General features: G+C 39.7%; 26 protein-coding genes and 1 pseudogene. 17 read left to right on the forward strand and 10 right to left on the reverse strand.

Annotation, left to right across the window (positions count from 1 at the left end; translation table 11 throughout):
- Nucleotides 1-50 precede the first annotated feature (50 nt).
- From PTET_RS02050 to PTET_RS02070, 5 genes are all read left to right on the forward strand, one after another.
- Complete coding sequence (locus tag PTET_RS02050; RefSeq protein WP_013463997.1) at nucleotides 51-1,229, forward strand: response regulator; 1,179 nt, start codon at nucleotides 51-53, stop codon at nucleotides 1,227-1,229.
- A gap of 76 nt (nucleotides 1,230-1,305) precedes the next feature.
- A complete protein-coding gene (locus PTET_RS02055; RefSeq protein WP_058154124.1) occupies nucleotides 1,306-2,061 on the forward strand; it encodes a class I SAM-dependent methyltransferase in 756 nt (251 codons plus the stop codon).
- A 61-nt stretch (nucleotides 2,062-2,122) separates the two neighbouring features.
- Nucleotides 2,123-2,737 (forward strand): TniB family NTP-binding protein, encoded by a 615-nt coding sequence (locus PTET_RS02060; RefSeq protein WP_255314647.1) that lies wholly within the window; start codon nucleotides 2,123-2,125, stop codon nucleotides 2,735-2,737.
- Between the two features lie 198 nt (nucleotides 2,738-2,935).
- On the forward strand, nucleotides 2,936-3,979 hold the full coding sequence (locus PTET_RS02065; protein ID WP_208619155.1) for an aldo/keto reductase: 1,044 nt from the start codon (nucleotides 2,936-2,938) through the stop codon (nucleotides 3,977-3,979).
- A 10-nt stretch (nucleotides 3,980-3,989) separates the two neighbouring features.
- Entirely contained in the window at nucleotides 3,990-4,403 is a 414-nt protein-coding gene (locus PTET_RS02070) for an SRPBCC family protein (RefSeq protein ID WP_058154126.1), read from the forward strand.
- A 77-nt stretch (nucleotides 4,404-4,480) separates the two neighbouring features.
- On the opposite strand, the gene PTET_RS02075 is transcribed toward PTET_RS02070, so the two are convergent.
- The 4 genes from PTET_RS02075 to dkgB (PTET_RS02090) all read right to left on the reverse strand — a co-directional run bounded on the left by PTET_RS02075 (nucleotide 4,481) and on the right by dkgB (PTET_RS02090) (nucleotide 7,736).
- Nucleotides 4,481-5,350: a LysR family transcriptional regulator gene (locus PTET_RS02075; RefSeq protein ID WP_016899538.1), complete on the reverse strand. Its 870-nt coding sequence runs from the start codon at nucleotides 5,348-5,350 to the stop codon at nucleotides 4,481-4,483.
- Nucleotides 5,351-5,669: 319 nt separating this feature from the next.
- On the reverse strand, nucleotides 5,670-5,996 hold the full coding sequence (locus tag PTET_RS02080; protein ID WP_016899539.1) for a MoaF-related domain-containing protein: 327 nt from the start codon (nucleotides 5,994-5,996) through the stop codon (nucleotides 5,670-5,672).
- Between the two features lie 5 nt (nucleotides 5,997-6,001).
- Nucleotides 6,002-6,928 (reverse strand): cyclase family protein, encoded by a 927-nt coding sequence (locus tag PTET_RS02085; RefSeq protein ID WP_016899540.1) that lies wholly within the window; start codon nucleotides 6,926-6,928, stop codon nucleotides 6,002-6,004.
- 1 nt (nucleotide 6,929) lies between these two features.
- Nucleotides 6,930-7,736 (reverse strand): 2,5-didehydrogluconate reductase DkgB, encoded by an 807-nt coding sequence (gene dkgB / locus PTET_RS02090; protein ID WP_096038118.1) that lies wholly within the window; start codon nucleotides 7,734-7,736, stop codon nucleotides 6,930-6,932.
- 110 nt (nucleotides 7,737-7,846) lie between these two features.
- Here dkgB (PTET_RS02090) and PTET_RS02095 point away from each other — a divergent pair, with 110 nt between their 5' ends.
- Nucleotides 7,847-8,746 (forward strand): LysR family transcriptional regulator, encoded by a 900-nt coding sequence (locus PTET_RS02095; protein WP_096038119.1) that lies wholly within the window; start codon nucleotides 7,847-7,849, stop codon nucleotides 8,744-8,746.
- Entirely contained in the window at nucleotides 8,688-9,119 is a 432-nt protein-coding gene (locus tag PTET_RS02100; protein WP_255314646.1) for a type I restriction enzyme endonuclease domain-containing protein, read from the forward strand. The genes PTET_RS02095 and PTET_RS02100 overlap by 59 nt, the downstream gene beginning before the upstream one ends.
- A 67-nt stretch (nucleotides 9,120-9,186) precedes the next feature.
- Here PTET_RS02100 and PTET_RS02105 read toward each other — a convergent pair whose 3' ends face one another.
- The 6 genes and pseudogenes from PTET_RS02105 to PTET_RS02130 all read right to left on the reverse strand — a co-directional run bounded on the left by PTET_RS02105 (nucleotide 9,187) and on the right by PTET_RS02130 (nucleotide 15,930).
- Entirely contained in the window at nucleotides 9,187-10,140 is a 954-nt protein-coding gene (locus PTET_RS02105) for an alcohol dehydrogenase catalytic domain-containing protein (protein WP_096038120.1), read from the reverse strand.
- Between the two features lies 1 nt (nucleotide 10,141).
- Nucleotides 10,142-10,960, reverse strand: a complete 819-nt coding sequence (gene dkgB, locus PTET_RS02110) for a 2,5-didehydrogluconate reductase DkgB (protein WP_096038121.1) — start codon at nucleotides 10,958-10,960, stop codon at nucleotides 10,142-10,144.
- 10 nt (nucleotides 10,961-10,970) lie between these two features.
- Nucleotides 10,971-11,885, reverse strand: coding sequence for an LLM class flavin-dependent oxidoreductase (locus PTET_RS02115; RefSeq protein ID WP_096038122.1), 915 nt, complete (start codon nucleotides 11,883-11,885; stop codon nucleotides 10,971-10,973).
- Nucleotides 11,886-11,922: 37 nt separating this feature from the next.
- Nucleotides 11,923-13,098, reverse strand: a complete 1,176-nt coding sequence (locus PTET_RS02120) for an MFS transporter (protein WP_096038123.1) — start codon at nucleotides 13,096-13,098, stop codon at nucleotides 11,923-11,925.
- A 299-nt stretch (nucleotides 13,099-13,397) separates the two neighbouring features.
- A complete protein-coding gene (locus PTET_RS02125; protein WP_096038124.1) occupies nucleotides 13,398-14,339 on the reverse strand; it encodes a cyclase family protein in 942 nt (313 codons plus the stop codon).
- Between the two features lie 441 nt (nucleotides 14,340-14,780).
- A pseudogene (locus tag PTET_RS02130) lies at nucleotides 14,781-15,930 on the reverse strand (IS3 family transposase).
- 329 nt (nucleotides 15,931-16,259) lie between these two features.
- Between PTET_RS02130 and trmJ the strand changes: the two are divergent.
- From trmJ to PTET_RS02180, 10 genes are all read left to right on the forward strand, one after another.
- Nucleotides 16,260-16,985 carry a tRNA (cytosine(32)/uridine(32)-2'-O)-methyltransferase TrmJ gene (gene trmJ, locus PTET_RS02135; protein ID WP_096038125.1) on the forward strand — a complete coding sequence of 242 codons (726 nt, stop codon included), beginning with the start codon at nucleotides 16,260-16,262 and terminating at the stop codon, nucleotides 16,983-16,985.
- Nucleotides 16,986-17,187: 202 nt separating this feature from the next.
- On the forward strand, nucleotides 17,188-17,679 hold the full coding sequence (gene iscR, locus PTET_RS02140) for a Fe-S cluster assembly transcriptional regulator IscR (protein WP_008113921.1): 492 nt from the start codon (nucleotides 17,188-17,190) through the stop codon (nucleotides 17,677-17,679).
- 24 nt (nucleotides 17,680-17,703) lie between these two features.
- Nucleotides 17,704-18,921 carry an IscS subfamily cysteine desulfurase gene (locus PTET_RS02145; protein ID WP_008113922.1) on the forward strand — a complete coding sequence of 406 codons (1,218 nt, stop codon included), beginning with the start codon at nucleotides 17,704-17,706 and terminating at the stop codon, nucleotides 18,919-18,921.
- Nucleotides 18,922-18,961: 40 nt separating this feature from the next.
- On the forward strand, nucleotides 18,962-19,345 hold the full coding sequence (gene iscU / locus PTET_RS02150; RefSeq protein WP_054202356.1) for a Fe-S cluster assembly scaffold IscU: 384 nt from the start codon (nucleotides 18,962-18,964) through the stop codon (nucleotides 19,343-19,345).
- A 9-nt stretch (nucleotides 19,346-19,354) separates the two neighbouring features.
- Nucleotides 19,355-19,678, forward strand: a complete 324-nt coding sequence (gene iscA, locus PTET_RS02155; protein WP_008113924.1) for an iron-sulfur cluster assembly protein IscA — start codon at nucleotides 19,355-19,357, stop codon at nucleotides 19,676-19,678.
- A gap of 86 nt (nucleotides 19,679-19,764) precedes the next feature.
- On the forward strand, nucleotides 19,765-20,292 hold the full coding sequence (gene hscB, locus PTET_RS02160; RefSeq protein ID WP_096038126.1) for a co-chaperone HscB: 528 nt from the start codon (nucleotides 19,765-19,767) through the stop codon (nucleotides 20,290-20,292).
- Between the two features lie 42 nt (nucleotides 20,293-20,334).
- Nucleotides 20,335-22,197 (forward strand): Fe-S protein assembly chaperone HscA, encoded by a 1,863-nt coding sequence (gene hscA / locus PTET_RS02165; RefSeq protein ID WP_096038127.1) that lies wholly within the window; start codon nucleotides 20,335-20,337, stop codon nucleotides 22,195-22,197.
- A gap of 11 nt (nucleotides 22,198-22,208) precedes the next feature.
- The gene (gene fdx / locus PTET_RS02170; RefSeq protein ID WP_008113929.1) at nucleotides 22,209-22,547 is read left to right on the forward strand and encodes an ISC system 2Fe-2S type ferredoxin; all 339 of its coding nucleotides are present in this window, start codon (nucleotides 22,209-22,211) and stop codon (nucleotides 22,545-22,547) included.
- 426 nt (nucleotides 22,548-22,973) lie between these two features.
- Nucleotides 22,974-24,401 carry an NAD-dependent succinate-semialdehyde dehydrogenase gene (locus PTET_RS02175; protein WP_013464000.1) on the forward strand — a complete coding sequence of 476 codons (1,428 nt, stop codon included), beginning with the start codon at nucleotides 22,974-22,976 and terminating at the stop codon, nucleotides 24,399-24,401.
- A 473-nt stretch (nucleotides 24,402-24,874) separates the two neighbouring features.
- Nucleotides 24,875-26,416, forward strand: coding sequence for a methyl-accepting chemotaxis protein (locus tag PTET_RS02180; RefSeq protein ID WP_058154133.1), 1,542 nt, complete (start codon nucleotides 24,875-24,877; stop codon nucleotides 26,414-26,416).
- Nucleotide 26,417 lies beyond the last annotated feature (1 nt).

Consider the following 26,417-nt stretch of genomic DNA (forward strand, 5'->3'; position numbering starts at 1 on the left):
TTCAACATAGCGTACTATGCTTTGAACAAAGTACTAAAAGGGACTAACGCATGGCAAAGTTAATACTGGCAATTGATGACGATAAATTAATGCACCATATTATTGAAGAGTCTTTAGCTGGGTTTTGTAAAGTGCTCCATGCCAAAAATGGTGAAGATGGCATAAGACAAGCAAATAAGTATAACCCTGATATTATTTTGCTTGATGTTGAAATGCCGGGTATGTCTGGTTATGAGGTCTGCCAAAGTATTAAACAAAATAAAGCCACAACAGACATTCCGGTAATGTTTTTATCATCCAAAGTGGGGCAGGCCGAACGTATTAAAGGGTTTAGTGTTGGCGGGGCTGACTATATTTTAAAGCCTTTTAACGCACAGGAGCTGATGGCACGCATTAAAATTCTTTACCAGTACCGCAAGCAATGCGCAGCACTGCAGTATGATATAGCAAAGGCCAATAAAACAGCTGAAATGGCGATGATTGAAACCGGTGACATGGGACGCATTATGCGCTTTGTTTGTCAAAGCTACCATGCTGATAATTTAGAACTATTAAGTGAATACTTTTTAGGCTTTTTTACGCCATTACACCTCAATGTTGTGGTCGTTTTTTGGCAAAATAACCAGGGAGTGTTTTATAGCCAAGAGACGGGCGTATGCCCATTAGAGCAAGAGCTACTCATGCAGCATAAAAATGCAGAGCGCTTTGTTGATATTGGTCATAGTACTATTATTAATTACCCTAATATTTCACTGTTAATTAAAAATATGCCAATAGATACGCCATCACTGTATGGTCGCTATAAAGATTTATTTCCGCATATTTTAGAAGTAACTAACGAAAAAGTAGTTACTATACAGCAGCACCAATATCGACTAATGCGCGACAATGAGCTAACCCTTGCTTTTAAAGATATTGTTGCCCAGCTTAAAAATCAAAATGCCATGCAAACGAATGCGATTAGCCAGCTTACAGAGCAGCTCGAGCAACTCCAATCGTTAATGCAAACACAAAATGACTTACCAGCTTCGCAGCTCAATGAGCAAATAACTCAGCTTAGCCATACATCACAGCAGCTGGTTGCAACCACGAATGATTTAGCGTTTATCAAGCACCAACTAAAAACAACTACTCAACAGCGTGATGACTTAATTACTCAAACACAACTAAGTAAACAACAAGCGCAGCCAGAATCTGAGAGTGAAAATAACGATATTGAGTTGTTTTAAACTATACACCTTGCGAACTTCGTATATTGCTGCTGTTTGGGTATAATAGCGGTGAAATTTATCATCGGAGTGTGAAGTGATTATACAGTGTGCGTTTAAAGAGTGTCGGCCATATTTGAATGAGTTAGAAACACGCTTTGGGCTTGCTCAATGGGCGGAGCAAAGCCGTGGCTTTAGTTTGCATTACGATGATAAAGGGCTAAGCCTATATAAAACTGATGAGCCTAAACTAGGTGCAATTAACGTAGACTTTGTAACTGGTGCCGTTGCACATAGGCGTAAATTTGGTGGTGGTAAAGGGCAATCAATTGCTAAAGCGGTTGGCCTTAATAAGGGCGCAACGCCAGTGGTACTCGATGCAACCGCAGGGCTTGGACGTGATGGTTTTGTTTTAGCTTCGCTAGGCTGTAAAGTGATTTTGCATGAGCGCCACCCCGTGGTTGCCGCGCTGTTATATGACGGTTTACAACGTGCTTATAACGATAGTGAAATTGGCCCATGGATGCAGCAAAATATGAGCTTAATATTTGGCTCAAGCCATACCTTACTTGCTCAATGTGACAGCATGCCCGATGTAGTGTACTTAGATCCTATGTTTCCGCACCGTGAAAAATCAGCATTGGTTAAAAAAGAAATGCGCGTATTCCAAGAATTAGTAGGTGGCGATACCGACGCCGATGATTTACTCGAGTTTGCCTACCCCCTTGCCAGCAAACGTGTGGTGGTTAAACGCCCCGATTACGCACCATTTTTAAATGATAAAACTCCAAGCATGCAAATCAAAACTAAAAAGAACCGCTTTGATGTATATGTAAAAGCCGCGATGGTTTAGGTTAAAGGTTAAAGTGTCGCTGCAACCATAGTTTGACATAATACAACCATAGTTTGACATAATTAAAGCTCAAGTAGAGCTACTCATCATTAATGAGTTTCAGGAGTTAATAGAGTTTAAAAGCGTACAAGAACGACAACAAATTGCAAATGGGTTAAAGTTTATTAGTGAAGAAGCCAAAGTGCCAATAGTACTGGTTGGTATGCCTTGGGCTGCAAAAATAGCTGAAGAACCTCAATGGGCTTCTCGCTTAGTTAGAAAAAGAAAACTTGAATACTTTAGCCTAAAAAATGACAGCAAGTACTTTCGCCAATATTTGATGGGGTTAGCTAAGAAAATGCCATTTGATGTACCTCCTAAGCTTGAAAGTAAAAATACCACAATAGCGTTGTTTGCTGCATGTCGAGGTGAGAATCGAGCTCTTAAACATCTACTGTTGGAGGCTTTAAAATTAGCACTAAGTTGTAATGAGTATCTTGAAAATAAACATTTTATTACTGCTTATGACAAGTTTGATTTTTTTAATGATAAGGAAAAACTAAAATCAAAAAATCCTTTTAAACAAGACATTAAAGATATTGAAATTTATGAGGTAATCAAAAGCTCATCATACAACCCAAATGCATTAGATCCTGAACATATGCTCACAGGTCGAAAGTTCGAAATAGTAAAATAAACTGTATAACCTAAGTTCTGGTTAGGTGGAATAAAAGAGCAAGTCTTAATTTACACTATCTACGGTAAATAGGGATCCTACAAAATATATTAGTCCGTCGTCTGATCATCTCTACTTTCCTATGGACCCTATTTAATTAATGCAAGTAAGGACTCAACTAGCGCCAATTAAGTCTTAGACACCAAATTGGGGAGCTGTATGATCGCCCTACTTCTTAGTAATAAATTAGGTTTAAGTATGAAAAGTAAATTGTTAGAAAATCAAAAGTTAGGTTTTGGAACTGCTCCTTTAGGCAATATGTTTAGAAATATACCGGAGGAAGAGGCATTAGCCACTATAACAGAAGCTTGGAATCAGGGTATCCGCTATTTCGATACAGCACCATTTTATGGCGCTGGTTTAGCAGAAATAAGATTGGGACAAGTGCTTAAAAACTATAATCGTGATGAATATACATTAAGTTCAAAGGTTGGTCGTATTATCCTCGATGAGGAGGTTGAGTCTCAAGAGTTCGGTGAAAAAGGCGCTTTATTTGAGCATGGAAGGAAGAATAGAGTTGTTAATGATTATACTGCTAGTGCAACTTTAAGATCTATTGAAGATAGCTTAAAACGATTAGACACAGACAGCTTAGATATTGTCTATGTACATGATATTGCACAAGACTTTTATGGCGACAATTGGTTAGCTAAATTTGAAGAGGCCAGAAATGGGGCATTTAAAGTATTAGCTGATTTAAAAAAAGAAGGTGTTATTAAATCTTGGGGTTTAGGTGTAAATAAAGTTGAACCAATTGAACTTGCTTTAAATCTTGAAGAAGATAAACCTGATGCATTTTTACTAGCAGGAAGATATACACTGTTAGATCATGAATTGGCACTACAACGTCTGATGCCTAAAGCCGCAGCACAAAAAGTTGATATTATTGTCGGAGGTCCATATAGCTCCGGCATTTTAGCAGGGGGGTCTAATTTCGAATATCAAAAAGCTCCTACTCATATTGTTAACAAAGTAGCTAAAATAAAAGCAGTTTGCGAGAAATTTTCGGTCAGTATTAAAGCTGTAGCACTCCAGTTTGTATTAGCCAATGATGCGGTTAGCTCAGTTATTCCTGGTGCAAGTAAACCTTCTAGAATTGCTGAAGATATCTCAGCCTTAGAAGAAAAATTGCCTCATGAACTATGGCTTGAATTAAAGCGTGAGGGTGTTATTTCTGAACTCGCTCCAACACCAACTAAGTAGGGAAAACGACATGCTAAAAGCTCAAGCTCAAACTGTAATAATAGCTCCCTCTAACGATGTATGGGAGCTAATTGGTGGATTTAATAGCCTGCCAGATTGGTTACCGTTCATTCGGGAAAGTAAGCTTTCTGAAGGTGGTAGAGTTCGAACATTGCAAAGCCATAAAGGTGATAAAATCATTGAAAGGTTAGAAGGCTTTAGCGAAGATAAAACGTTTTACAGCTATTCAATTATTAACGCGCCATTTCCAGTGAGTAGCTACCTTTCAACTATAAGTGTAAAAGCTATAGATGATAAAAGCTGCCAAGTAACGTGGTTTGGTTCATTCATGGCTGACGACAGCGTAAAAGATTCTGATGTGATTGAACTGTTTACTACTATATATTCAGACGGTCTAAAGGAGTTAAGCAATAATTTCGTCTAAGAAATCACTAACCCCAGTACATTCATCTTGTATTGGGGTTTTTAATGTTTCAATAGTTGAAGGCTAATACGGTATAGCTAACTCATTAGTTGCTCTCTAAATTCTCTTACTATCGGTCTCAGTATTTCAGCATGCCAAGCGACCCATAGAGTAATAGAGAAATTTAGTGCATTGAGTTTAATAGTTACTACATTCTTTGGTAGTTGTTGTTTCAAGCTCTCCTGAATCATTGTAATCCCATTGCCAGCAGCAACCAAGCCAAGGGCACTGACAGGATCATCTACTTCGATCAAGATATTAGGAGAAAACCCTTTCTTAGCGCACTCATTGATAAAGCCTTTTTTGTACGGACCTTTTACTGTCAGCCAAAGCTCCTCGCTTAGATCTACCTCGGTAATAGTTTCTTTTTTGGTAAAATGATGGTCGTCAGCAACAACAAGTACCATTGGATCTTCATAAATTTTTGAAAATTTAATAGTGGTATGTTTTTCTAACAGCTCATCTACAATTGCAATATCAAGACTTCTTTGAATCAACCCTTCGAATTGCTTGTCACTTTTCAAGTGGTATAAAGCTGTATGAATTTTCGGTTTCGTTTTTCTTAACTCTCGAAGCTTAGACGGCAATATATTTGAGAACATTGCGCTATTAACGTACCCGATACATAGTCCACCCTCTTCACCTTTTCCCAACCGTTTTCCTAGTGACTCTAAACGAGTAGCATGTGTTAAAAGAGCTTTTGCCTCTTTAAGGAAAGTATGTCCGTCTGTTGTCAGAATTATTCGCTTTGCTTTTCTTTCGAATAATATTAAGCCAAGTCTATCTTCTAATTGAGATATTTGTCTGCTTAATGGGGACTGAGATATGAACAGCACTTCTGCGGCTTTGCCGACATGTTCTAATTCTGCCACAGTTATAAAATAATGAAGTTGCTTTAGATCTAGCATTGTAATGGCACCGTTTAATATAGAATTTAGCTTTTATAGCTACTGGTACGCTAGCACGTATACTTTTAACTACATATCTCAAATTTAAGATAGAGATTCCTTAAAGAAAATAATTGTCATTGTTTTTAATCTAGCCATAGTTAGCAATTGATGACATACATTTTAGGGTTAAAAGTTTAATGAATGGAAGCTATAGCTAGCCATCTAGGTTAAAGTAAATATAAAAAATATTAATAAACAGCCACATCAATAGATGTGGCTGTTTATTTAGCTTCGGTAAAATCATAGTATCTAAATAGAATATGTGTCCTTATCGAGCTTAGCTCGATAAGCCATTATCTTTCACTACGAGTGTACCTTTAAGCCTATAAAACTCATTATTAGCCGTTGAGAAAAAAGTCATTGATGTACCCTTTTTAAAGTCATCTAAATGAACCACTGTGGCTCCCGAATCTTCTTGCCACGAGATTAAATATACGCCTTCAGATACCTCGTTCCACTCACATGAAGATTTTCCCTTTGAGCCCTTACCTGGTCCTTCAATAATCTCATATTCAACTTGAGAGGCATCAGTATTATATTTATTTGTAGCAACTAAACCGTCATATGAGACAGTAACGAACTTTTCTGCAAAGAATTTTGACATATATTTCACCTTATAGCGATTGGGTTTATATTAACTTGGGTCGATCCTTTATATAGAGGATGACCAAGTACGAATAAAAATTCGAAAATACCGTCTTTTAGTAGCTCTCTTGTATCTATCAATTCAAGGTTATAAATCCCTTTCTTAGCTAACATGAACTGATTGACAGGAAATTCTAGCCCCTTAGGGTTAGGGTAAACCTCAGAAGCCCAAGTATCACCACCAAACGCTACAATCTTCTTATTAGCTAGCCAAGCAGCTGCTTCCATATCGATACCAGGCTCAGTCTCTAAAAATTTTTTATTATCTTTGCCAATAAGGTTTAACCATCCGGTATTAAATAAAACAACATCGCCTTCATTGATAGTTATCTTCTGCTTGGCTAGTACCGCTTTAATATCTTTAACTGTAATGACAGTACCTCCATCAACCACCGGGGTATTAAAGTGAGATGTCATATCTAAAACGACTCCTCGCGTTACTATAGGTGGTACTTTTTCTATACCTAATTTAGTTACACCTTCAACAGTGACAAAATCTTCAGCTTTATTACCATTATAGTAAACATTATCAATACCTATATGGCCAATACCGTTTAGCTGAGTCCCAATTCCAGTCCATCCATTTACAAGCTCATCATTAAATGTAAATTTATTTACACCCAATGTTTTACCTGCTTGACCTTCAGGTTGTACATTGTAAAGATTGAAAGATCTATGTCTAAAAGCGGGTAAATCTTTACTAACGGGAACAGCTAAAGAGTAAACTTTACCAGTGCTAACGAGATCTACCGCTTGCTTTACTAAACTTGAAGTTAATAAATTAGCAGCTCCAATTTCATCGTTCTGGCCAAATTCTGAGGAAGTCCAATCATTAGCCAAAGCATTAAAACTGACTAAAATTGATAATGAAAGAGTTTTAATTTTTTGCATCTTATATATCCCACTCTGGTGCTAGCCCTTCTGGGTTAACTAGTCGGCCATCTCTTTCCAAGTTATCAATGAGCTGAACCGTTTTCTCATCCAAAACAATTTTCAGCGCCTGCAAGTTACTCGCTAAATTCTCTCGTTTTGTGGAAGATGGAATAACGGCATAACCCTTATGTAATGCCCAAGCTAATGTAAGCTGAGCGGGGGGGATTTGTAACTCTGATGCTAAGTCATTAATAGTAGAGTCATTTAATACACTGCCATATGCCAGTGTCATGTATGAAGTAACCTTTATACCTAAAGTTTTCATATGATCTACGAGCTTATTATTCTGTAAGTAAGGGCTTAGTTCTATTTGGTTTGTAGCAATATTTTCTGCGCCCAAAATATCAACAGCTTTATCGATAAGTTCAATAGTAAAATTTGATACGCCAATTTCTTTTGTTAATCCTAAACGTTTAGCTTCAGCTAAGGCTAAGAGGTACTCTTCAATTGCAACGTTGCTTGTAGGTGCTGGCCAATGAATAAGAACAAGATCCAGATATTCAACCCCGAGTTTTGTAATGCTCTCTTTGACACTTTGAATCAGCTTATCTCTTTCGTAATTGTCTACCCACACTTTAGTAGTTATATATAAGTCACTCCTATTTATATCTGCACGTTTTAGTGCTTTACCAATATCACTTTCATTCTGATATATTTGGGCTGTGTCAATAGCCCTGTAGCCAAGCTCTATCGCATTGCTTACTGATTCAATAACAACATCACCTGTTAACCTAAATGTACCCACTCCGAAAGATGGTACTGCCATAATCATTACCTCGTATAGTTATTTAGTATAAATAAGACATACATATTAGCTGGTAATTTTATTTACATTAAGGCACAGTAAGTAAAATTATATTTGAATTATTATCAACAATGAAAGCTACTTTAGACGAATTAAATACCTTTGTTGCGGTAATTGATTGTGGAACCATTAGTCACGCCGCTGATAAGTTAGACTTAACAGTTTCTGCAGTAAGCCGGAGTTTATCTAGGCTTGAAGAAAAGTTAGGTACAACATTGATAAGTAGAACAACACGCAAAATGGAGCTAACGATTGAAGGACAAGCCTATCTAGAAAAAGTTAGAAAAATCCTCGATGATATCAATGAGGCTGAAGAAATGTTGGCTTTAAAAAAAGGGATGCCTTCAGGTAGGTTACGTGTAGATGCAGCAACACCATTTATGCTAAATGTTATCGCACCTCTAATTAAAGAGTTCGTTCACAAATATCCCCACATACAATTAGAGCTCAACAATAATGATCAAGTAATAGATCTTTTAGAAAAGCGCACTGATGTCGCAATTCGTATTGGTGAGTTACAAGATTCGACACTGCACGCTGCGCTTATAGCCAAAAGTCAAATACGCATTTTAGCAAGCCCAAATTACCTTAGCCGGCATGGTGTACCAACCTCAATCCAGGATTTAAAAAACCATTCTCTAATTGGTTTCAGCAATCTAGAAAAATTAAACTACTGGCCTATATTAGATTCCGAAAAAAAGCTATTTCATGTGAACACTAGTATAAAAGCCTCAAGCGGAGAAACAGTAAAAAAACTTGCACTAGAAGGAGTTGGTATTGCTTGTTTGTCAGATTTTATGACAGCAACAGAAAGACAAAACTCAGAATTAGTTCAACTTTTTGCTGATGTGACAATTGAGTCTATGCAATCAATTAACGCTGTGTATTACAAGAATTCCGTAGTGTCTAGTCGTGTTAGCTCTTTCATTAACTTTCTTAAAGAGAGGCTTAATACTCAGTTGTTTTTGTAAAGCAGCTTTAAACTTAATAGAAAGCATGGTTGATATGATTTACAGCGTACGCGACGAAATGAACGCCGGCGATGAGCTAGGTATTGATATTGAAGAAAAAGGCTTTTACGACGCCCTAAAAATGTTAGCGGTTAAGTACGACTTTGACTACCCCGAAGATAAGCTCATTGAGCTTGCCCAAGCGGTAAAAGTAATTGTAGACGACAAGGTAAAATTTGTAGATTGGAACCACCGCGACGATATTAAATCAGCTTTAAAAGTAGAGCTGATTTTAATACTCGCTAAATTTAAATTCCCACCAATTAGCCGCGATGAAGTATATAAAGAAATATTTGAACAAGCGCAAAATGTGAAAGCGAATAAAAAAGTTTAAATTACTAGGCTTAGTTTGGATGTGATTTATGGAGTTCGCGATTAAAAGCGATCTCCATAAACAAGCGTTATAACGCACTTTGGCTAACTACGGTTTTAGCGTTTGATTGTTCACTAAAAGTAAGTGCCTCATTAAGTTTTTCAAATGGAAATACTTTAGGTGTATCAGTGATTAGAGTTTGGTTATCTAACAGGCTTATTAATGCCTCACCCTCTTTTATGAGTTCAGTCCAGTCTTGCTCATCGCCATAACTGTGCAAAGAGCCAAGAGCAACTTCATGATAAGAGATTGAGTTGGTAAATGCAGGAAACAGCGGTTCCTCAATTCTATCCTGAATACAGACTAAGTGGCCATTAGCTTTAAGGTAGCTTGCAAGTTTAGTAGCACTTTGTTGGCCTTTAGCATCGAATACGGCGTGGTATTGTTGCTGACATCGGCTTTGCTCCCTCAGCACTTTATTTACACCAAGTGATAAGGCCTCTGTTTTATTCGCACTTGGGCTGAGTAAATCGATTTTAACACCATTTTTATGAAGCAGCTGTATAAGGATTTTGGTGACTGCACCAAAACCAGAGACCAACACCTTTTTATTTTGCATGCTTGGCAATTTATTAAATGCCTGTATTGCAGTGAGCATGGGGCACGGTAAGCTTGCAGCTTTAGATAAAGAAAAGCTTTGCGGGAGTCTCATTACTCGTTGAAATTTTAACACTGTGTATGTTGCAAAACTGCCAGGTAAAAGCAGCGATTGATGATAACAAACCGAGCTGCCTATAAACTCTTTAGGTACGCTTGCGCCTGTTTCAATAACAATTCCAGCGCCATCCACACCGGGTGTAAAACCGGGCGGCCAAGCTAGTGGATTGGCTTTTATAAATTTCCAATCAACAGGGTTTATACCCATTGCTTTATTTAAAACAACAATTTCATTTTCGTTTATGTTTAAAGGTGGCGCAATTGAAGATAGAAGCAGGGGTGAGCCTGCCTCTTCAAACTGCCACGCTAAATCGCAGCTGTTCATTTTAGTTATCCCACTGTGGAGAAAAGTCAGGTGATGCTTGGCGATCGTTTTTATTTAATTGATCAATTGCGGTTATTTCTTTAGCACTAAGTGTTAAATCAGGGCTAGTTAAATTTGTAATCAGATTACTTCTTTTAGTTGATGAAGGAATCGTTGTTAATCCATTCGCAAGTGCCCACGCAATAACAACCTCAGAAGGCGCCTTATTATGACTATTGGCAATCTCAATAATGGTTTTATCTTTGAGAACTTTACCAACAGCAAATGGCATATAACCTGTCACATGAATGTTATTTTCACTGCAAAATTCGCGTAATGACTCGTTTGTTAAGTAAGGGTGTACTTCTACTTGGTTAGTAAAAATTTCACCGTTAGGCAAAATAGCCATAGCCTGTTTAAGCAAATCAATAGTGAAATTTGATACGCCAATATTTTTAGCAAGGCCTAGCTCTTTAGCTTTAACTAGCTCACCTAAATATTCTTCCATCGGTTCATCGTTCTCTGGAGATGGCCAGTGTATCAATAACAAATCTACATAATCAGTTTGCAGTTTACTTAGGCTTTCTTTAACACTATCAATGAATGATGCTTTGTTTAAGTTAGCATTCCATACTTTTGTAGTAATAAAAATATCGGCTCTAGGTATGCCGCTGTCGCTAATAGCTTGGCCTACTTGCGCTTCGTTGCCATAAATTTGTGCAGTATCTATATGCTTATACCCAACTTCTAACGCCATTTTTACAGAGTTGTAAGCCACTTCGTCTTCTAAGCGAAAAGTACCCATACCTAATTTTGGCATAGTGTTTAAATTTATGTTCATTAGTTATCCTTTATTTATGAAAAACGGGTAAGACATTTTTTGCTATGTCTTCCATGCTTTGTTCGATATTTATTTCATTGCGTCTAAAATGAAGGCCAATATGATCTACGCCAGCAGCCTTCATGCTGTTTAGCTCTTTTATTAAGCCATTCACTCCGGTTCTAACCCCAAAGTGGTGTCTCTCAATGGGTGCGTCTGGGTTGTCTACAAAATCTAAATGAATAAAGCTTACATAAGGTTTGTCACCTGCAACGCTTCGCCATAGAGCTACACGTTTTACATGATCGTCAGGTGTACCTGGATACGCTAACCATCCATCGAGGTTTTCACCTATAAATTGCGGCGATTGTTGTGCAAGGCCTGCGGCGTAAATAGGGTATTGCGCTACTTGAGGGTATATTTTTTGCCCTGGTTGTAATTTAGAGTCAGACTCATCCTTTAACACCTCAATAGCTTCTCTAAAAAGCTGGCCACGAGCGGCGTAATCAACATTAAATAAAGGATATTCTGAGGGTCTATCACCACTTGCTACACCTAAAATTAATCGGTTGTTGCTTAGCTCAGCCATTGTGTTCGCTGATTTTTTCACAAGCCAAGGCTGTCTTAATGGCAGAACAATAGCCGCAGTACCTAGTAAAATATTGTTTGTAATACCCACTAGGTAGCCTAAGTATGTAAACGCTTCAAATACTTGTGCAGCATCGCCAAAGTTAGGGTCGTACAGTGGCACGTCTCTTACCCATGCAGTACTAAAGCCAAGCTCATCGGCTAATATAATGCGCTCTTTATGCTGTGACATATCAGGCACACCAAAAGGCTTGCCTTCTTTAATTCGTTTTTGTTGGCCATCTCTTGACCAGTCATTGTCTAGTGGCAGTTCAACACCAATTGAAAAGCCCAAGTTTTTTAATTTATCAATAGTCATAATCAGCCTCTTTCGAAGAAAAAATTCGGGATTAAATTTAAATAGCTTTCACTTGTTCGCGTGAATCTAGAAAACCCGATAGTCGTGTTAATACAATGGCAAATATAACGATTGATGCGCCCACCCAAGGGGTGTCCATTAACTCCATGTCTTCTACAACAACACCGCCAATGATTGAGCCAATTGCAATACCGACATTAAAGGTCGCTATATTTAAACCTGATGCAACATCTACAGCATTAGGCGTATGTTTTTGTGCTAGCTGCACAACATAGACTTGCAGACCTGGTACGTTACCAAAAGCGAAGGCGCCCCAGATAAGTAGTGTTAAAACAGCGCCAATTTGATTACCAGCTGTAAATGTAAATACAAAAAGAATGATAGCGAGTGCGCTAAAAATACCTGTTAACGCTTTTACTGGCCCCATGCGGTCAGCTAGTTTTCCACCCCAAATATTGCCTATTGCTACTGAAACTCCATAAACAAGCATAATTAAGCCAATTGAACTGGATTCGAAACCAGAAACCTGCTCTAAAATTGGGGCTAAATAGGTAAAGGCTACGAAAGTGCCGCCGTAGCCAACAGCTGTAATAGCGTAAACTAAAAGTAATCTAGGCTGTGTTAGCACTTTTAGTTGCTCTGAGATTTTTGCCGGTACCGCTTTTTTTAAGTTTGATGGTACAAGAATCGCGCTACCAATAAGTGCGATTAAGCCCAATATAGAAACGATTAAAAATGTTGCTCTCCAGCCCAGCTCTTGCCCAATCCACGTACCTAAAGGCACACCGGTCACTAAGGCTACGGTTAAGCCCGTAAACATGATTGCGATTGCGCTGGCTTCTTTTTCTTTAGCAACTAAGCTCGTTGCAATGGTTGAACCAATAGAGAAAAACACACCATGAGCCAATCCTGTTAGGATTCGGGCTACTATTAGGGTTTCATAACTTGGGGCTTGCCAAGCAAGTAGGTTACCTGCGACAAATAAAGCCATTAAAACTAATAAAACAGATTTACGATTCCAACGACCGGTTAATGCTGTTAGCACTGGCGCTCCAATAGCGACACCGAGTGCGTATAAGCTGACTAATAAGCCTGCTGATGGTAGTGAAACACCTAAGTCTGCTGCAATAGTTGGTACTAAGCCAACAATTACAAACTCAGTTGTTCCTATAGCGAATGCGCTGAGTGTAAGCGCCAATAATGCTAAAGGCATTTGTAGTTCCTCAATAATTAATGTGGGGTAATTTTCATTTAATTTAAGGGGAAGAAACACAGCGTATTTCTCAAAACAATTTTGTTAAAAATGCAAAAGTAAAAATGTTGGCTTGTTATTTTCAATAAAATAAGGGGCCCAGTAGTAGGTTTAATAAAGCTGTTAAAACGGCAGGTTTTATGCGGGTTCAGAGTATGGGGTATTGGCTAGTATAAATGGGGGAGGGAAGCCACAAAAAAACGGCAAACAGGGTGCGGTTGCATCTCGTTTGCCGTTAAATAACTATGTCTAAATGGGTGTTACAAAATAGCGACAGGGTTAATTTGCACCTGAGTAGAGCCTTCGTATAGAGGGTGGCCAAGTACGAACATAAATTCCCAGGCTTGATCTTTTGCTAGGTCGTCACACAAAATGTTTTCAAGCACGTGTACGCCGTAATTAGTGGCCATCATTTGGTTTACAGGAAATGAAAGACTAGGATCTTCATGCGGAACGGCTTCAGATGACCAGTTATCGGCACCTACTGCAATAACGCCTTTTTCGGCAAGGTACTTACCACCTTCAACGCCAATACCTGGGCCGCCCGCAAGGTAACGTTCGTTATCTTTACCCATTAAGTCAGACCAACCGGTACAAAATAAAACAACATCGCCTTTTTGAATATCTACGCCTTGTTGTTTGGCTACTGCGTCAATTTCTTTTTTATTAAAGGTGGTGCCCTCGTTCACTATATCTTGGTTAAAATAAGGACGCATGTCTAATAATACACCACGATAAACCATTGGTGGGACTTTCTCTAGACCGAGTTTTTTAACGCCTGTTACAGTCATAAAATCAGATACTTTATGGCCGTTATAATGAACGTTGTCGCGGCCATAGTGCGCTAGGCCATTAATTTGAGAGCCTACACCAGTCCAGCCAATAATTTGGTCATCGATATAAGTAAATTTATTTGTACCAAATGTTTTAGGTTCAGGCTGCGACGTATGAACTTCAAAGTAACGGTGACGAAATGCTGGGGTATCTTTATTTACCGCCATGCCTAAACCGTACACTTTACCTTGTTTTATTAATTTTGATGCTGTTAATACAGAGCTTGGAGTAATGTAATTCATTGCGCCAATTTCATCATCGGCCCCCCACTTTGAAGTAGGTACTTGATCGGCCGCGTTAACACCAGCAGAAAGTGTAAGTACTGCACTTAGAGCAGTGGCTATTTTCAATTTTTTATGTGCTTTCATATTGCTATTACCTTGTATTTAATTTTAGAGGTGCAAAGCATATTTGCTATGACGTGGCCTACTATATTTAAAACAACGTGAATAATTGATAGTTGAAAACACAAAACTCTTTTTCATTTTTTGCAATTAACGAGCATATTAAATAATAGTGAATACACCTAATTAAAGCTTATGTAATCACTGTAAATAAGAATTAGTTTAATTTTATTATTTCATTTTTAACAAAATAGATTTAACAACAATAGCGTTTTTAACATTTGGAAACCCTTACATAATCTCCTTGCTTTAAAAAAGAGGGCTCACTATAGAGCTTTCTAAATAATTAATTTAGGAGATACACAATGAAAATGAAAAAACACGTACTTGCTATTGCTGCAATCGTTTCAGCCTCACTCAGCTCTGCATCTGTAATGGCAGCAGATTTTGTTCTGCACAACTAAATCAGGACACTTTTTTTAAGGAACTTTGCTCATACTTTACTGGCGATAGATCACCATGAGCAGTATGAAGTCGCTCTAAGTTGTAATAGCGCATATACGCTGCCACATCATTTCTCATATGCTCACGAGTTGGTTGCGGAACTTTCAACAGCCAATCATGTTTTAAGCTGCCGAAGAATCATTCAACAACCGCATTATCCCAACACGCACCGACATCGCCCATACTGGCTCTGACGCCATAACTCCATAGTAATTGTCGATATTGTTTACTGGTGTACTGTGAACCTCTATCACTGTGAAACACCAAGCTTTTTGGTGGCTGCCGTAAGTTATAAGCTTTCATCATCGCCTTGCTAACTAAGTCAGTCGTCATGCGTTTATCAATATGCCAACCAACAATACGACGTGAATATAAGTCCATGACGATAGCCAGATACATCCAACCTTCGCCAGTTCTTAGATAAGTCACATCACCAGCCCACACCTGATTTGGCGCAACAGGATTAAAGTTCTGATTCAAAAGATTATCAGCAACGGCATCACTGTGTTTACGCTTGGTTGTTACCTTGTATGCCACTCGTTGAGTAACGACTAAACCAAGTGTTGCCATTAATTTCTGAACGCCATAATCACTGACGCTAAAGCCCTCACTGCGTAACTTCTTTCTAAGCTCTCGGTAGCCTAAGCTATTTCTGCTTTTCTTGAAGAAATACTTGGCCTTTCGATATAAATTAAGCTGCTCTACAGTAATTACTTTTGCTGGCCGCTTAAGCCAAGCATAATAAGCACTGCGGCTTACTTTCATCACTTTGCAGAGCTTAACCACGGGAAACACCGAGGATAACTGCTTAATCGTTTTAAACGTTACTTGGTTTCTTTTAGCAGGAGGGCGCTGGCCTTTTTAAAATTTCTTTTTCCATCCTTAGCTCTTTATTTTCCTTGCGAAGCCTTAACAGCTCAGCCCGCTCATCAGCATGCAAACTGGCACCAGATTGTTCTGCTTCAACTTTAGCTTTCCAGTTATAAAGTAATTTATCTGTGATACCTAAAGACGCTGCTGCCTTAGGTACGCTGTAACCTTGCTCGGTTACCAATGCCACAGCTTCTTGTTTAAATTCTGCTGTGTAACTTCTGTTTGTTCGTTTTGTCATTTAACACCTCAATAATTGGATTATATTCCATTATTAAAGTGTCCTGTTTGATTAAAGCAGATCAGGGTTAGGTGATGAATAAATAAATGACGAATTGCTTTTAATTAATCCCAAACACAATCCTGCCGAACCCCGAACCCCGAACCCCGAACCCCGAACCCCGCAATTAAGCTATTAGTTTCTCCGCAAGGTTGAGTTCCATTGTTGCTTTTAATAAACGGTATAAGTTAATTGATGCGTCTATTTCTTCTTCTATTGAATATAGGATCTCAGCGCGTTTTCATGCTAGAATTTGCGCAATTTTTTTGTACTCGATAAGTAGCACTGTAATGATCTTAGATGATATTCGCATCGTTTTAGTAAACACATCACACTCTGGTAACATTGGTTCAGCGGCGCGCGCCATGAAAACCATGGGATTATCAAAGTTATACCTTGTTGATCCAGCCTGTGAAATAGACAGTCATGCAAGTGCGCTTGCTGCAGGTGCGACTGATGTACTAGGTAATGCTGTTATTGTTGATAGTGTTGCAGATGCGATTGCTGATTGTGCATTAACGATTGGTACTAGCGCCCGCTCGCGTACATTGTCGTGGCCTATGGTAGAGCCGAGAGAATGTGGTGAAAAGCTTGTTGGCGAAGCCGTAAACGGCCCTGTAGCGCTTGTGTTTGGCCGTGAAAACAGTGGCTTAACTAATGAAGAATTACAACTGTGTAATTACCATGTGTGTATTCCTGCTAACCCAGAATACAGCTCACTTAATTTAGCCATGGCTGTGCAAACCTTATGTTATGAAACGCGTATGGCGTTTTTAAATCAGCAACCTAAGGCTGTTCAAGAAGAAGACGACACCCAATATCCATCGTCTAAACAAACAGAACTGTTTTACGAACATCTTGAAGACACTTTGTTTAAAACAGGCTTCATCATTAAGCAGCACCCAGGCATGGTAATGACTAAGCTACGTCGCTTGTTTAATCGTGCTCGCCCTGAAGATGCTGAAATGAACATATTACGAGGTATTCTTACCTCAATTAATAAGTCTATAAAATAGCAATTAGTTATAAATAGCGCCCTTTATTGCTCTACTAATACTTGACTAAATTACTCAGGTAATTACAATAGACTCAATACTTGACCAAAACAGTCGGGTATTACAAGTTTATCGGCTGGCATTCGAGGCTAGCCAATCAGGATAATACTTGACTAATCTACTCTGGTAATTAAAATTTGCACTCTTTTGTGCGGGGGGCGTTATGAAGTTAACATCAAAAGGCAGATACGCCGTTACAGCCATGCTGGATGTTGCACTACATGCAAATATAGGCCCTGTAGCGCTTGCAGATATTTCGCAGCGCCAAGAAATTTCTTTGTCTTATCTTGAGCAATTATTTGCCCGTTTACGTAAAAATGGGCTAGTGAGTTCTGTTCGAGGTCCTGGTGGGGGCTATTTACTAGGACGTGAGGCTGACGTAATTTCAGTTGGCGATGTTATCAATGCGGTAGATGAATCTGTTGACGCTACACGGTGTCAGCGAAGCAATACTGGTTGTCAAAGTGGTATGCGTTGTTTAACCCATACATTGTGGTCAGACTTAAGCGCACGAATTGAAGAATTTTTAAATAATATTACCTTAGCTGAACTGGTTGAAAAGTCGGACGTTAAAGCGGTCGCTCTTCGCCAAGAAAACAGCGTTAATGATGCAATTAAGCAGTTGGAAAATATTCAAGTAAGCTGTCAACTTTAAGGTTGACCTGCAGCGGAGAGAGAAATGAAGTTACCGATTTATTTAGATTACGCAGCAACTACGCCTGTTGACGAACGAGTTGCCAAAGAAATGATGCAGTGCCTGACTATGGACGGTAATTTTGGTAATCCAGCATCGCGTTCACACCGTTTTGGTTGGCAAGCTGAAGAAGTCGTTGACCAAGCACGTACTGACATTGCCGATTTAATTAATGCAGACCCTCGTGAAATTGTATTCACATCGGGGGCAACAGAATCAAATAACCTTGCTATTAAAGGTGCGGCTCAGTTTTACAAGAAAAAAGGTAAGCATGTTATTACCGCTAAAACTGAACACAAAGCGGTTATCGACACATGTCGTGAGCTTGAGCGTCAAGGGTTTGAAGTAACTTATATGGACGTTGAAGAAAACGGCCTACTTGATCTGCAAAAATTAGCAGATACGATGCGTGACGACACCGTGCTTGTAAGTATTATGCATGTAAATAACGAGCTAGGTGTAATCCAAGACATCAATACTATTGGTGAAATGTGTCGCGAACGTAAAATTATGTTCCACGTAGATGCAGCACAAAGCGCAGGTAAAGTTTTAATTGACGTGCAACAAACCAAAGTAGATTTTATGTCATTCTCGGCGCACAAAGTATACGGCCCTAAAGGCGTAGGTGCTTTGTATGTTCGTCGTAAACCACGTGCTCGTTTAGAAGCACAAATGCACGGTGGCGGCCATGAACGTGGTATGCGTTCTGGTACATTAGCAACCCATCAGTTAGTAGGTATGGGCGCAGCATTTAGAATTGCAAAACAAGATTTTGAAAAAGATCACGCACACATCAGTGCGTTACGTAAACGCCTAATCGACGGCATTTTAACAGATATGGACGAAGTGTACTTTAACGGCACACAAGACCAATCAGTACCTGGTATTGTTAATATCAGCTTTAACTTTGTTGAAGGTGAGTCGTTACTAATGGCCGTTAAAGATATTGCGGTATCGTCAGGTTCAGCCTGTACATCTGCAAGTTTAGAGCCTTCTTACGTATTACGTGCATTAGGCCGCAACGACGAATTAGCGCACAGCTCAATTCGTTTTAGTATTGGCCGCTTTACCACCGAAGAAGAGATTGATTACACCGTTGAGCTAATGAAAAACTCGATTGGCCGTTTACGTGAAATGTCTCCTCTTTGGGAAATGCACCAAGAAGGTGTTGATTTAGATTCAGTTGAATGGGCGCACCACTAATTAGTGGAGCCCATACCTAGCAGGTAGTGAGGATAGAATTATGGCTTACAGTGATAAAGTAATCGACCACGTAGAAAACCCACGTAACGTAGGTGCTCTAGATAAAAACGATCCGTCAGTGGCAACGGGTATGGTAGGCGCACCAGCATGTGGTGACGTAATGAAACTGCAAATTAAAGTTTCAGCAGAAGGCGTGATTGAAGATGCAAAATTCAAAACGTACGGCTGTGGTAGTGCAATTGCTTCATCTTCACTGGTAACAGAGTGGGTTAAAGGCAAAACATTAGACGAAGCGTCTACTATCAAAAATACTGATATCAGCGCAGAGCTAGAATTACCACCAGTGAAAATTCACTGTTCAATTTTAGCCGAAGATGCAATTCAAGCAGCAATTGCAGATTACAAAAGCAAACATACAAACTAAGAGATATTCATGGCAGTGACATTGACAGATGCGGCAGCAAACCGCGTACAATCATTTTTAGCAAACCGTGGTAAAGGCATAGGCCTGCGAGTTGGCATTAAAACGACGGGCTGTTCAGGTCTTGCTTATGTATTAGAGTTTGTTGATGAGCTAAACGATGACGATGAAACATTTGCGGCCAAAGGCGTTACCTTAATTGTTGACGCTAAAAGCTTAGTTTATATCGACGGCACTGAGCTCGACTACACTAAAGAAGGCTTAAATGAAGGGTTTAAATTTAACAACCCTAATCAAGCTGATGAGTGTGGTTGTGGCGAAAGCTTTACCGTTTAAGCTCAAACTTGTTTTGGATACCTAAGCTACTTGGGTATAACTAAGCCCTGCCAATTAATGTAGGGCTTTGTCATTTGTGAGAAGTTATGCGTTATTTTGAGTTATTTGCAATTCCCGTTGACTACAATATTGATTTAGCAACGATTAACAAGCACTACTTAGAACTTCAACGTGCTGTTCACCCTGATCGCCATGCTAACGCTAGCAGTCGTGATAAATTAATGGCCGTACAAAGTACTGCCGAAATTAATGATGCACTGCAAACACTTAAGCATCCGGTTAAACGTGCAGAATATATGCTGAGCGAGCTAGGCGTAGATATTCGTGCTGAGCAGCAAACATTGCAAGATCCCATGTTTTTAATGCAGCAAATGGAGCTTCGCGAAGAACTTGAAGAGTTAGCGAGCGCAAGCGATCCTGATTCTGCTATTGCCCATTTTGAAAAACAAATCAAACAGCTTGATCAGCAATACAGTGCGCAATTGGCAGAGCAGTTAGCAAGTAACGATGAGCAGCAATATCAACAAGCAGCAGACAGTATCCGTAAGCTAAAGTTTGTTTATAAGTTACGCGACGAACTTGAACGCATTGAAGACAGTTTATTTGACGATTAATTCACTTGCTGCAAAGCGAGCAACACGAGTTTAAAGAGCATTATGGCATTATTGCAAATTGCTGAGCCGGGGCAGAGCGCGGCACCACATGAACATAAATTAGCAATTGGAATTGACTTAGGTACCACGAATTCATTAGTGGCAACCGTACAAAGCGGCGAAGCTCGTACTATTACTGATGAGTCAGGCGAAGCAATGTTGCCGTCTGTAGTGCGTTACCAAACTGGTGGCATAACCGTGGGTGCAGACGCGATGCAAGCAGCTACACTCGATCCGGTTAATACGCTTATTTCAGTGAAGCGTTTTTTAGGTAAAACGCAAACCGAAATAGAACAAAGCTATGGTCAACTGCCTTATCAGTTTTGTGATGATGATGGTGCACTTGCAATAGCAACTGAAGCCGGGAAAATCAGCCCAGTAAAAGCATCAAGCCATATTTTAGGTGCTTTAAAAGTACGTGCAGAACAAAGCTTTGGTAATCAAGATATTTTAGGCGCAGTTATTACCGTACCAGCCTATTTTGATGATGCACAACGCCAAAGCACTAAAGATGCGGCTGAACTTGCCGGCATTAATGTACTGCGTTTATTAAACGAGCCAACTGCCGCTGCCGTTGCTTATGGTTTAGACTCAGGCCAGGAAGGCATAATTGCTGTTTATGACTTAGGTGGCGGTACTTTTGATATCTCTATTCTGCGTCTTAATAAAGGCGTGTTTGAAGTGCTGGCCACCGGTGGCGATTCAAGCCTAGGCGGCGACGACTTTGACTCATTATTAGTTGATTACCTAAAACAAGAAACCGGCGTGACAGGCTTATCTCCTTCGGTATTACGCTTATTCATTAATAAAGCCAAAGCCTGTAAAGAAGCACTCAGCCAATACGAAAAAGTGAATGTTGGCCTTGAGTTTGACGATGAAAAATACATGGTTGAAGTAACGCGAGAAAAATTTAATGAGCTCGCTATGCCACTGGTCAAAAAAACGCTCCGCTCATGTCGTCGTGCAGTAAAAGATGCCGGTATTGAAAACCAGGAAGTATTACAAGTTGTAATGGTTGGTGGTTCAACCCGCATGCCGTTGGTTCGTACTCAAGTTGGCGAGTTTTTTGATAAACAGCCACTCACTTCAATTGACCCTGATCGTGTTGTTGCACTTGGTGCTGCGCTTCAAGCTGACGTATTGATTGGTAACAAGCCAGATTCAGACATGTTATTACTTGATGTGTTACCGTTGTCGTTAGGCCTTGAAACAATGGGTGGCTTGGTTGAAAAAATCATTCCACGCAATACCACGATTCCGGTTGCGCGTGCGCAAGAATTTACTACGTTTAAAGATGGTCAAACGGCTATGTCGTTGCATGTTTTACAAGGTGAACGTGAACTGGTTGACGATTGTCGATCGCTGGCTAAATTTAGCTTAAAAGGCATTCCTCCTATGGCGGCGGGGGCGGCGCATATTCGCGTTACCTTTAAAGTAGACGCTGATGGTTTATTAAGCGTGTCGGCAATGGAAAAATCAACGGGTGTTCAAGCAGAAATACAAGTAAAACCGTCGTTTGGTTTGTCTGACGACCAAGTTGCTAATATGCTTAAAGAGTCGATGAGTAACGCTAAAGGCGATATGCAAGCGCGTATGCTTAAAGAGCAACAAGTTGAAGCGCTTCGTGTAATAGAAGCGATGGAAGCCTCATTAGCTGCTGATGGCGATTTACTTGAGCCTGAGCAATTAGCGACGCTAAAAGTGGAAATAAGCGAACTTGCGAAAGTACGCGAGAGTGCGCAAGAGCCAAGCGAAATTAAAGCGGCCATTGAAAAAATGGATAATGCGAGCAGTGATTTTGCCGCGCGCAGAATGGACGCGTCAATTAAAAAAGCCTTAACGGGTCAGTCAGTAGACAATATATAAGAGAGATTAGAATGCCACAAATTGTTTTTCTTCCCCATCCGGAGTTGTGTCCTGACGGTGCAGCAATAGAAGCGCCCGCTGGCGAAACGGTACTTGATATCGCGCTTAAAAATGGCATTAGCATTCCTCATGCCTGTGAAAAATCATGTGCATGTACAACGTGTCATTTAGTGATCCGTGAAGGTTTTGACTCATTAGATGAAAGTGATGACCTAGAAGATGACATGCTAGATAAAGCATGGGGTTTAGAGCCTGAATCGCGCTTAGGTTGCCAGGCAATTATTAGAGATGAAGACTTAGTGGTTGAAATACCTAAGTACAATCTCAATATCGTTAATGAAGAACACTAGTTTTTAATTAATGACTATCATATTAAAAGCCGCTGTTTGATACAGCGGCTTTTTTGTTTGTATTTGGTAGCAGCGGGTTTACCCCGCGTCTTTTTAAAGTTAAAGGCGAAAGGTTAAAGGCGAAAGGTTAAAGGGTTACGAGCTTCGGGTGACGGGCCTCGAACCTAGTACCTGCGCAAGCTTTTTTCTCTGTGTAGCGCGCAGCGCCTCGGTGCACTCTGTGGTAAAAAACATTTTGTAGCAGCGGGTTTACCCCGCGTCTTTTTAAAGGTTAAAGGCGAAAGGCAAAATGTTACGAGCGACGGGCGGCGGGTAAATTAAAATTAAAAAGTCTTGTAGCGTTAACCACAAGGCTTTTTTAATTTATCGAAGCCCGAAGCCCAAAACCCGAAGCCCAAAACCCAAAACCCATTTTGGAGGTATATTTTGAGTGATCTTATTTTTTCAGACTCGTTTATTAACGGTGAATTTTATCAAACCAACTCACGCTTTAGCGTTGATGATCCGGCCACCGAACAAAGTATTGTTGATGTAAGTGATATTGACGAGCAAGGCGTAAAAAATGCCATAACAGCAGCACAAGGCGCTTTTGTAAAATTAAAAGCCACCAATGCGACCGAGCGAAGCGAAACCCTGATGCGTTGGTATGATCTAGTAATAAAGCACAAAAAAACGCTAGCTACACTTATGACTAAAGAGCAGGGAAAACCGCTTAAAGAATCTCTTGGTGAAATAGATTATGGCGCCGGTTTTATTAAATGGTTTGCAGAGGAAGCTAAACGCAGCTACGGCGATGTGATCCCCGCCACCGATAACAGTCATCGTTTAACTAGCTTCAAGCAACCTATTGGCGTGGTAGCAGGTATTACGCCATGGAATTTTCCTGTTGCTATGGTGACTCGAAAAGTCGCGCCGGCTTATGCCGCGGGCTGTAGTTTTATACTCAAGCCTTCTGAGCACACACCATTATGTGCTATCGCTTTAGCTTATTTAGCTGATCAGGCTGGCTTTGTTAAAGGTGCATTTAATGTGCTTGTGTCACAAGATGCCAAAAAGGTTGGCAAAATGCTGACAGACTCAGAGGTGGTACGTAAGTTTACTTTTACTGGCTCTACAGGTGTAGGTAAGCAGTTACTCTCTCAATGTGCATCTACAATAAAGCGTACTTCAATGGAATTGGGGGGAAATGCCCCGTTTATAATATTTGATAATGCTGATATTGACGATGCGATTGATGGATTAATGGCGGCCAAATTTAGAAACTCAGGACAAGCTTGTGTTGCAGCAAATCGTATTTTTATTCAGCGTAATATATTAAATGACGTGCTTGAAAAAATTACACCCAAAGTCGCTGCGCTCAAAGTTGCGAACGGTTTTGATGAAAATGCCGACATAGGGCCGCTTATTTACCCCAAAGCAAAAGAGAAAGTGCAACAACTGATTAAAGACGCTCTTGATAAAGGCGCTACGCTAATTGGAGATAACAGCAATTTAGGTGGCAGTTTTCAAAACCCATTAATAGTCACCAATGTCACTACACAAATGGATATTTATCACGAAGAAGTGTTTGGTCCTGTATTAACGGTGATCCCATTTGATGAAGAAAGCGAAGTACTTGCGCTCGCTAATGACGTCCCTTATGGGTTAGCTGCGTACTTTTATAGCCAAAACATTAAACAAATCTATCGTATAAGCGAAGGGCTAGAGTTTGGCATGGTAGGTGTAAATGAGGGAGTTATATCAAACCCAGTTGCGCCGTTTGGTGGTGTAAAGCAATCAGGTCTTGGTCGTGAAGGCGGGCATCAGGGTTTAGATGAGTACTTAGAAGAAAAATACGTATGTATTAAGCTGTAATGATTAAGACTGTTCCGATGAGTTAATGGTTGTAAGATAAAACTCGGTTAAATGTTGCTAGATAATGGGCTAAATGTTACCTTTTTAATATATATTTTTCGTAACAAAATAGTAAAAAAATTTCTATAAGTAGAAATACCCCCGTGTGTAAATGCCACCATTTGGTGGCATTTTTTTTAGCCACTTTTGTGGCGAACCTTATCGCTTCGGTCTAAAATTACTCTATAAGCAGTGATTGGTGTTTAAACTTTGTATATAAGCTTAAAATAAAGTAATAACTATTCTCGTTTGTTTTTGTGAGTTTTTGTAACCTTATGTTTTTAAATGTATATTTTTACTAAGCTGAGGTGTAATATGAAGTTTCAGGCTCTTTTGAACTGTTAGAATATAGTAATAATGTATAATTGTGTTTTATACATTTATAAATTAACATCCCGCAAATTCACCCATTAAAAAATAATGAAGCACCCACTATGAGTAGAAGAAATCAAGCAACGGTAGACCAGGAAGTTTCGTTTGGCATTGACGAAGAATTAGTTTCTACAACAGATTTACGAGGGGTTATCACCTATGCAAATGATAGCTTTTGTAAAGTTTCAGGGTATACCATCAATGAGTTAAAAGGGAAAAATCATAATATGGTTCGTCACCCAGATATGCCACCTGCGGCATTTGGTGATATGTGGTCTAATTTAAAAAGCGATACCGCATGGCGAGGAGCTGTAAAAAATAGATGTAAAGATGGGCGTTATTACTGGGTTGATGCATTTGTTACCCCTATTTACGAAAACGGTAAAAAAGTAGGTTATCAATCAGTTCGCCAACAACTCCTTCCAGAATATAAACACCGCGCAGAAAAGCTTTACCAACGTTTAAACAACGGTCAATCAATTACGCCTTTAAGTGAAAAATTAGCTGCATTTAAATTGCCTCTATTTATTGGGTGTGCCGCTTTAATTGCTTGGTTAACAAGTTACATGTTCTGGTTATGTTTGCTGTTTGTTCCTCTGCCTTTTGTTATTTTTTATGAAGAGTTAATTCGCTCGCAAAGCAAAATCAAAAAAACCAAGGCAGGCCCAGATAGCGTATCTCGGCATATTTATTCTGGTAGCGATAGCCTCAGCTATAGTGATTTTCGGATTAAATTACTTGAGGGTAAAGTAACGACCATTGTTGGGCGTATTATTGATGGCACTTTAAGCCTTAGCAAAGGAGCTGATTCGCTTAAAGTTTGTGCTGAAGCTGCGCAGGCTGGCGTTGAAAAAGAAGCATCTGAATTACATCAGGTATCGTCTGCGGTCGAAGAAATGGTGCATTCAATTGACGAGGTAGCAAAAAACACCTTAGTCACTAATCAACGAGTGCAACAAGCTCACCAAGATTGTGAGTCAGCAACGCAAGCCATGTCTGGGACAATGCGAGAGGTGTCGTTACTTGCAACTGAAGTTGATAACTCAGCAAGCTCTGCGAGTGAGTTAGCAACAGAGGCTGAAAAAATTGGTGGTATAATGCAAGAGATACAAGGGATTGCCGATCAAACAAATTTACTTGCACTCAATGCCGCTATTGAGGCTGCGCGTGCTGGTGAACATGGTAGAGGCTTCTCGGTTGTTGCTGATGAGGTACGTGCACTCTCAAGCAGAACGCATACCGCCACAGAGCAAATTCAAGTCTCAATATCTGAAATGCAATCTACGCTACTCAACTGGTCCAAAACAATGGAAGCGGGTAAACACGCTGCTGAAACATGTGTTAAAGAAACCCGTAATAGCCAAGATATCGTCTCAAAAGTCTATGCGGCAATTACAGATATTTCCGATTTAGCAACGCAAATATCAACCGCTGCGGAAGAGCAAAGTATGGTATCGCAAGAAATTAGCCGCAATATTTCCAATATTAGTAGTGCGTCTTCAGAAAATTTAGCCCAAGCGCATTGTGTAGGGGCAGAGTCTGATGCGATTGAAAAGCACTCTAAAGCATTAGCGTCATTAGGTCTTTCTTTCAAAGTAGGTTAGT

Source organism: Pseudoalteromonas tetraodonis (genome assembly GCF_002310835.1).
Classification (GTDB): domain Bacteria; phylum Pseudomonadota; class Gammaproteobacteria; order Enterobacterales; family Alteromonadaceae; genus Pseudoalteromonas; species Pseudoalteromonas tetraodonis.

Coding starts and splice junctions, on each gene's coding strand:
- PTET_RS02105 (WP_096038120.1), bottom strand. CDS start 10,140: ATGAACAGCTGCGATTTAGCGTGGCAGTTTGAAGAGGCAGGCTCACCC.
- PTET_RS02125 (WP_096038124.1), bottom strand. CDS start 14,339: ATGAAAGCACATAAAAAATTGAAAATAGCCACTGCTCTAAGTGCAGTA.
- iscU (WP_054202356.1), top strand. CDS start 18,962: ATGGCTTACAGTGATAAAGTAATCGACCACGTAGAAAACCCACGTAAC.
- PTET_RS02065 (WP_208619155.1), top strand. CDS start 2,936: ATGATCGCCCTACTTCTTAGTAATAAATTAGGTTTAAGTATGAAAAGT.
- PTET_RS02075 (WP_016899538.1), bottom strand. CDS start 5,350: ATGCTAGATCTAAAGCAACTTCATTATTTTATAACTGTGGCAGAATTA.
- PTET_RS02050 (WP_013463997.1), top strand. CDS start 51: ATGGCAAAGTTAATACTGGCAATTGATGACGATAAATTAATGCACCAT.
- PTET_RS02070 (WP_058154126.1), top strand. CDS start 3,990: ATGCTAAAAGCTCAAGCTCAAACTGTAATAATAGCTCCCTCTAACGAT.
- hscA (WP_096038127.1), top strand. CDS start 20,335: ATGGCATTATTGCAAATTGCTGAGCCGGGGCAGAGCGCGGCACCACAT.
- PTET_RS02085 (WP_016899540.1), bottom strand. CDS start 6,928: ATGCAAAAAATTAAAACTCTTTCATTATCAATTTTAGTCAGTTTTAAT.
- PTET_RS02180 (WP_058154133.1), top strand. CDS start 24,875: ATGAGTAGAAGAAATCAAGCAACGGTAGACCAGGAAGTTTCGTTTGGC.
- dkgB (WP_096038121.1), bottom strand. CDS start 10,960: ATGAACATAAATTTAAACACTATGCCAAAATTAGGTATGGGTACTTTT.
- dkgB (WP_096038118.1), bottom strand. CDS start 7,736: ATGGCAGTACCATCTTTCGGAGTGGGTACATTTAGGTTAACAGGTGAT.
- PTET_RS02145 (WP_008113922.1), top strand. CDS start 17,704: ATGAAGTTACCGATTTATTTAGATTACGCAGCAACTACGCCTGTTGAC.
- iscA (WP_008113924.1), top strand. CDS start 19,355: ATGGCAGTGACATTGACAGATGCGGCAGCAAACCGCGTACAATCATTT.
- fdx (WP_008113929.1), top strand. CDS start 22,209: ATGCCACAAATTGTTTTTCTTCCCCATCCGGAGTTGTGTCCTGACGGT.
- PTET_RS02080 (WP_016899539.1), bottom strand. CDS start 5,996: ATGTCAAAATTCTTTGCAGAAAAGTTCGTTACTGTCTCATATGACGGT.
- iscR (WP_008113921.1), top strand. CDS start 17,188: ATGAAGTTAACATCAAAAGGCAGATACGCCGTTACAGCCATGCTGGAT.
- hscB (WP_096038126.1), top strand. CDS start 19,765: ATGCGTTATTTTGAGTTATTTGCAATTCCCGTTGACTACAATATTGAT.
- PTET_RS02115 (WP_096038122.1), bottom strand. CDS start 11,885: ATGACTATTGATAAATTAAAAAACTTGGGCTTTTCAATTGGTGTTGAA.
- PTET_RS02120 (WP_096038123.1), bottom strand. CDS start 13,098: ATGCCTTTAGCATTATTGGCGCTTACACTCAGCGCATTCGCTATAGGA.
- trmJ (WP_096038125.1), top strand. CDS start 16,260: ATGATCTTAGATGATATTCGCATCGTTTTAGTAAACACATCACACTCT.
- PTET_RS02095 (WP_096038119.1), top strand. CDS start 7,847: ATGAAAGCTACTTTAGACGAATTAAATACCTTTGTTGCGGTAATTGAT.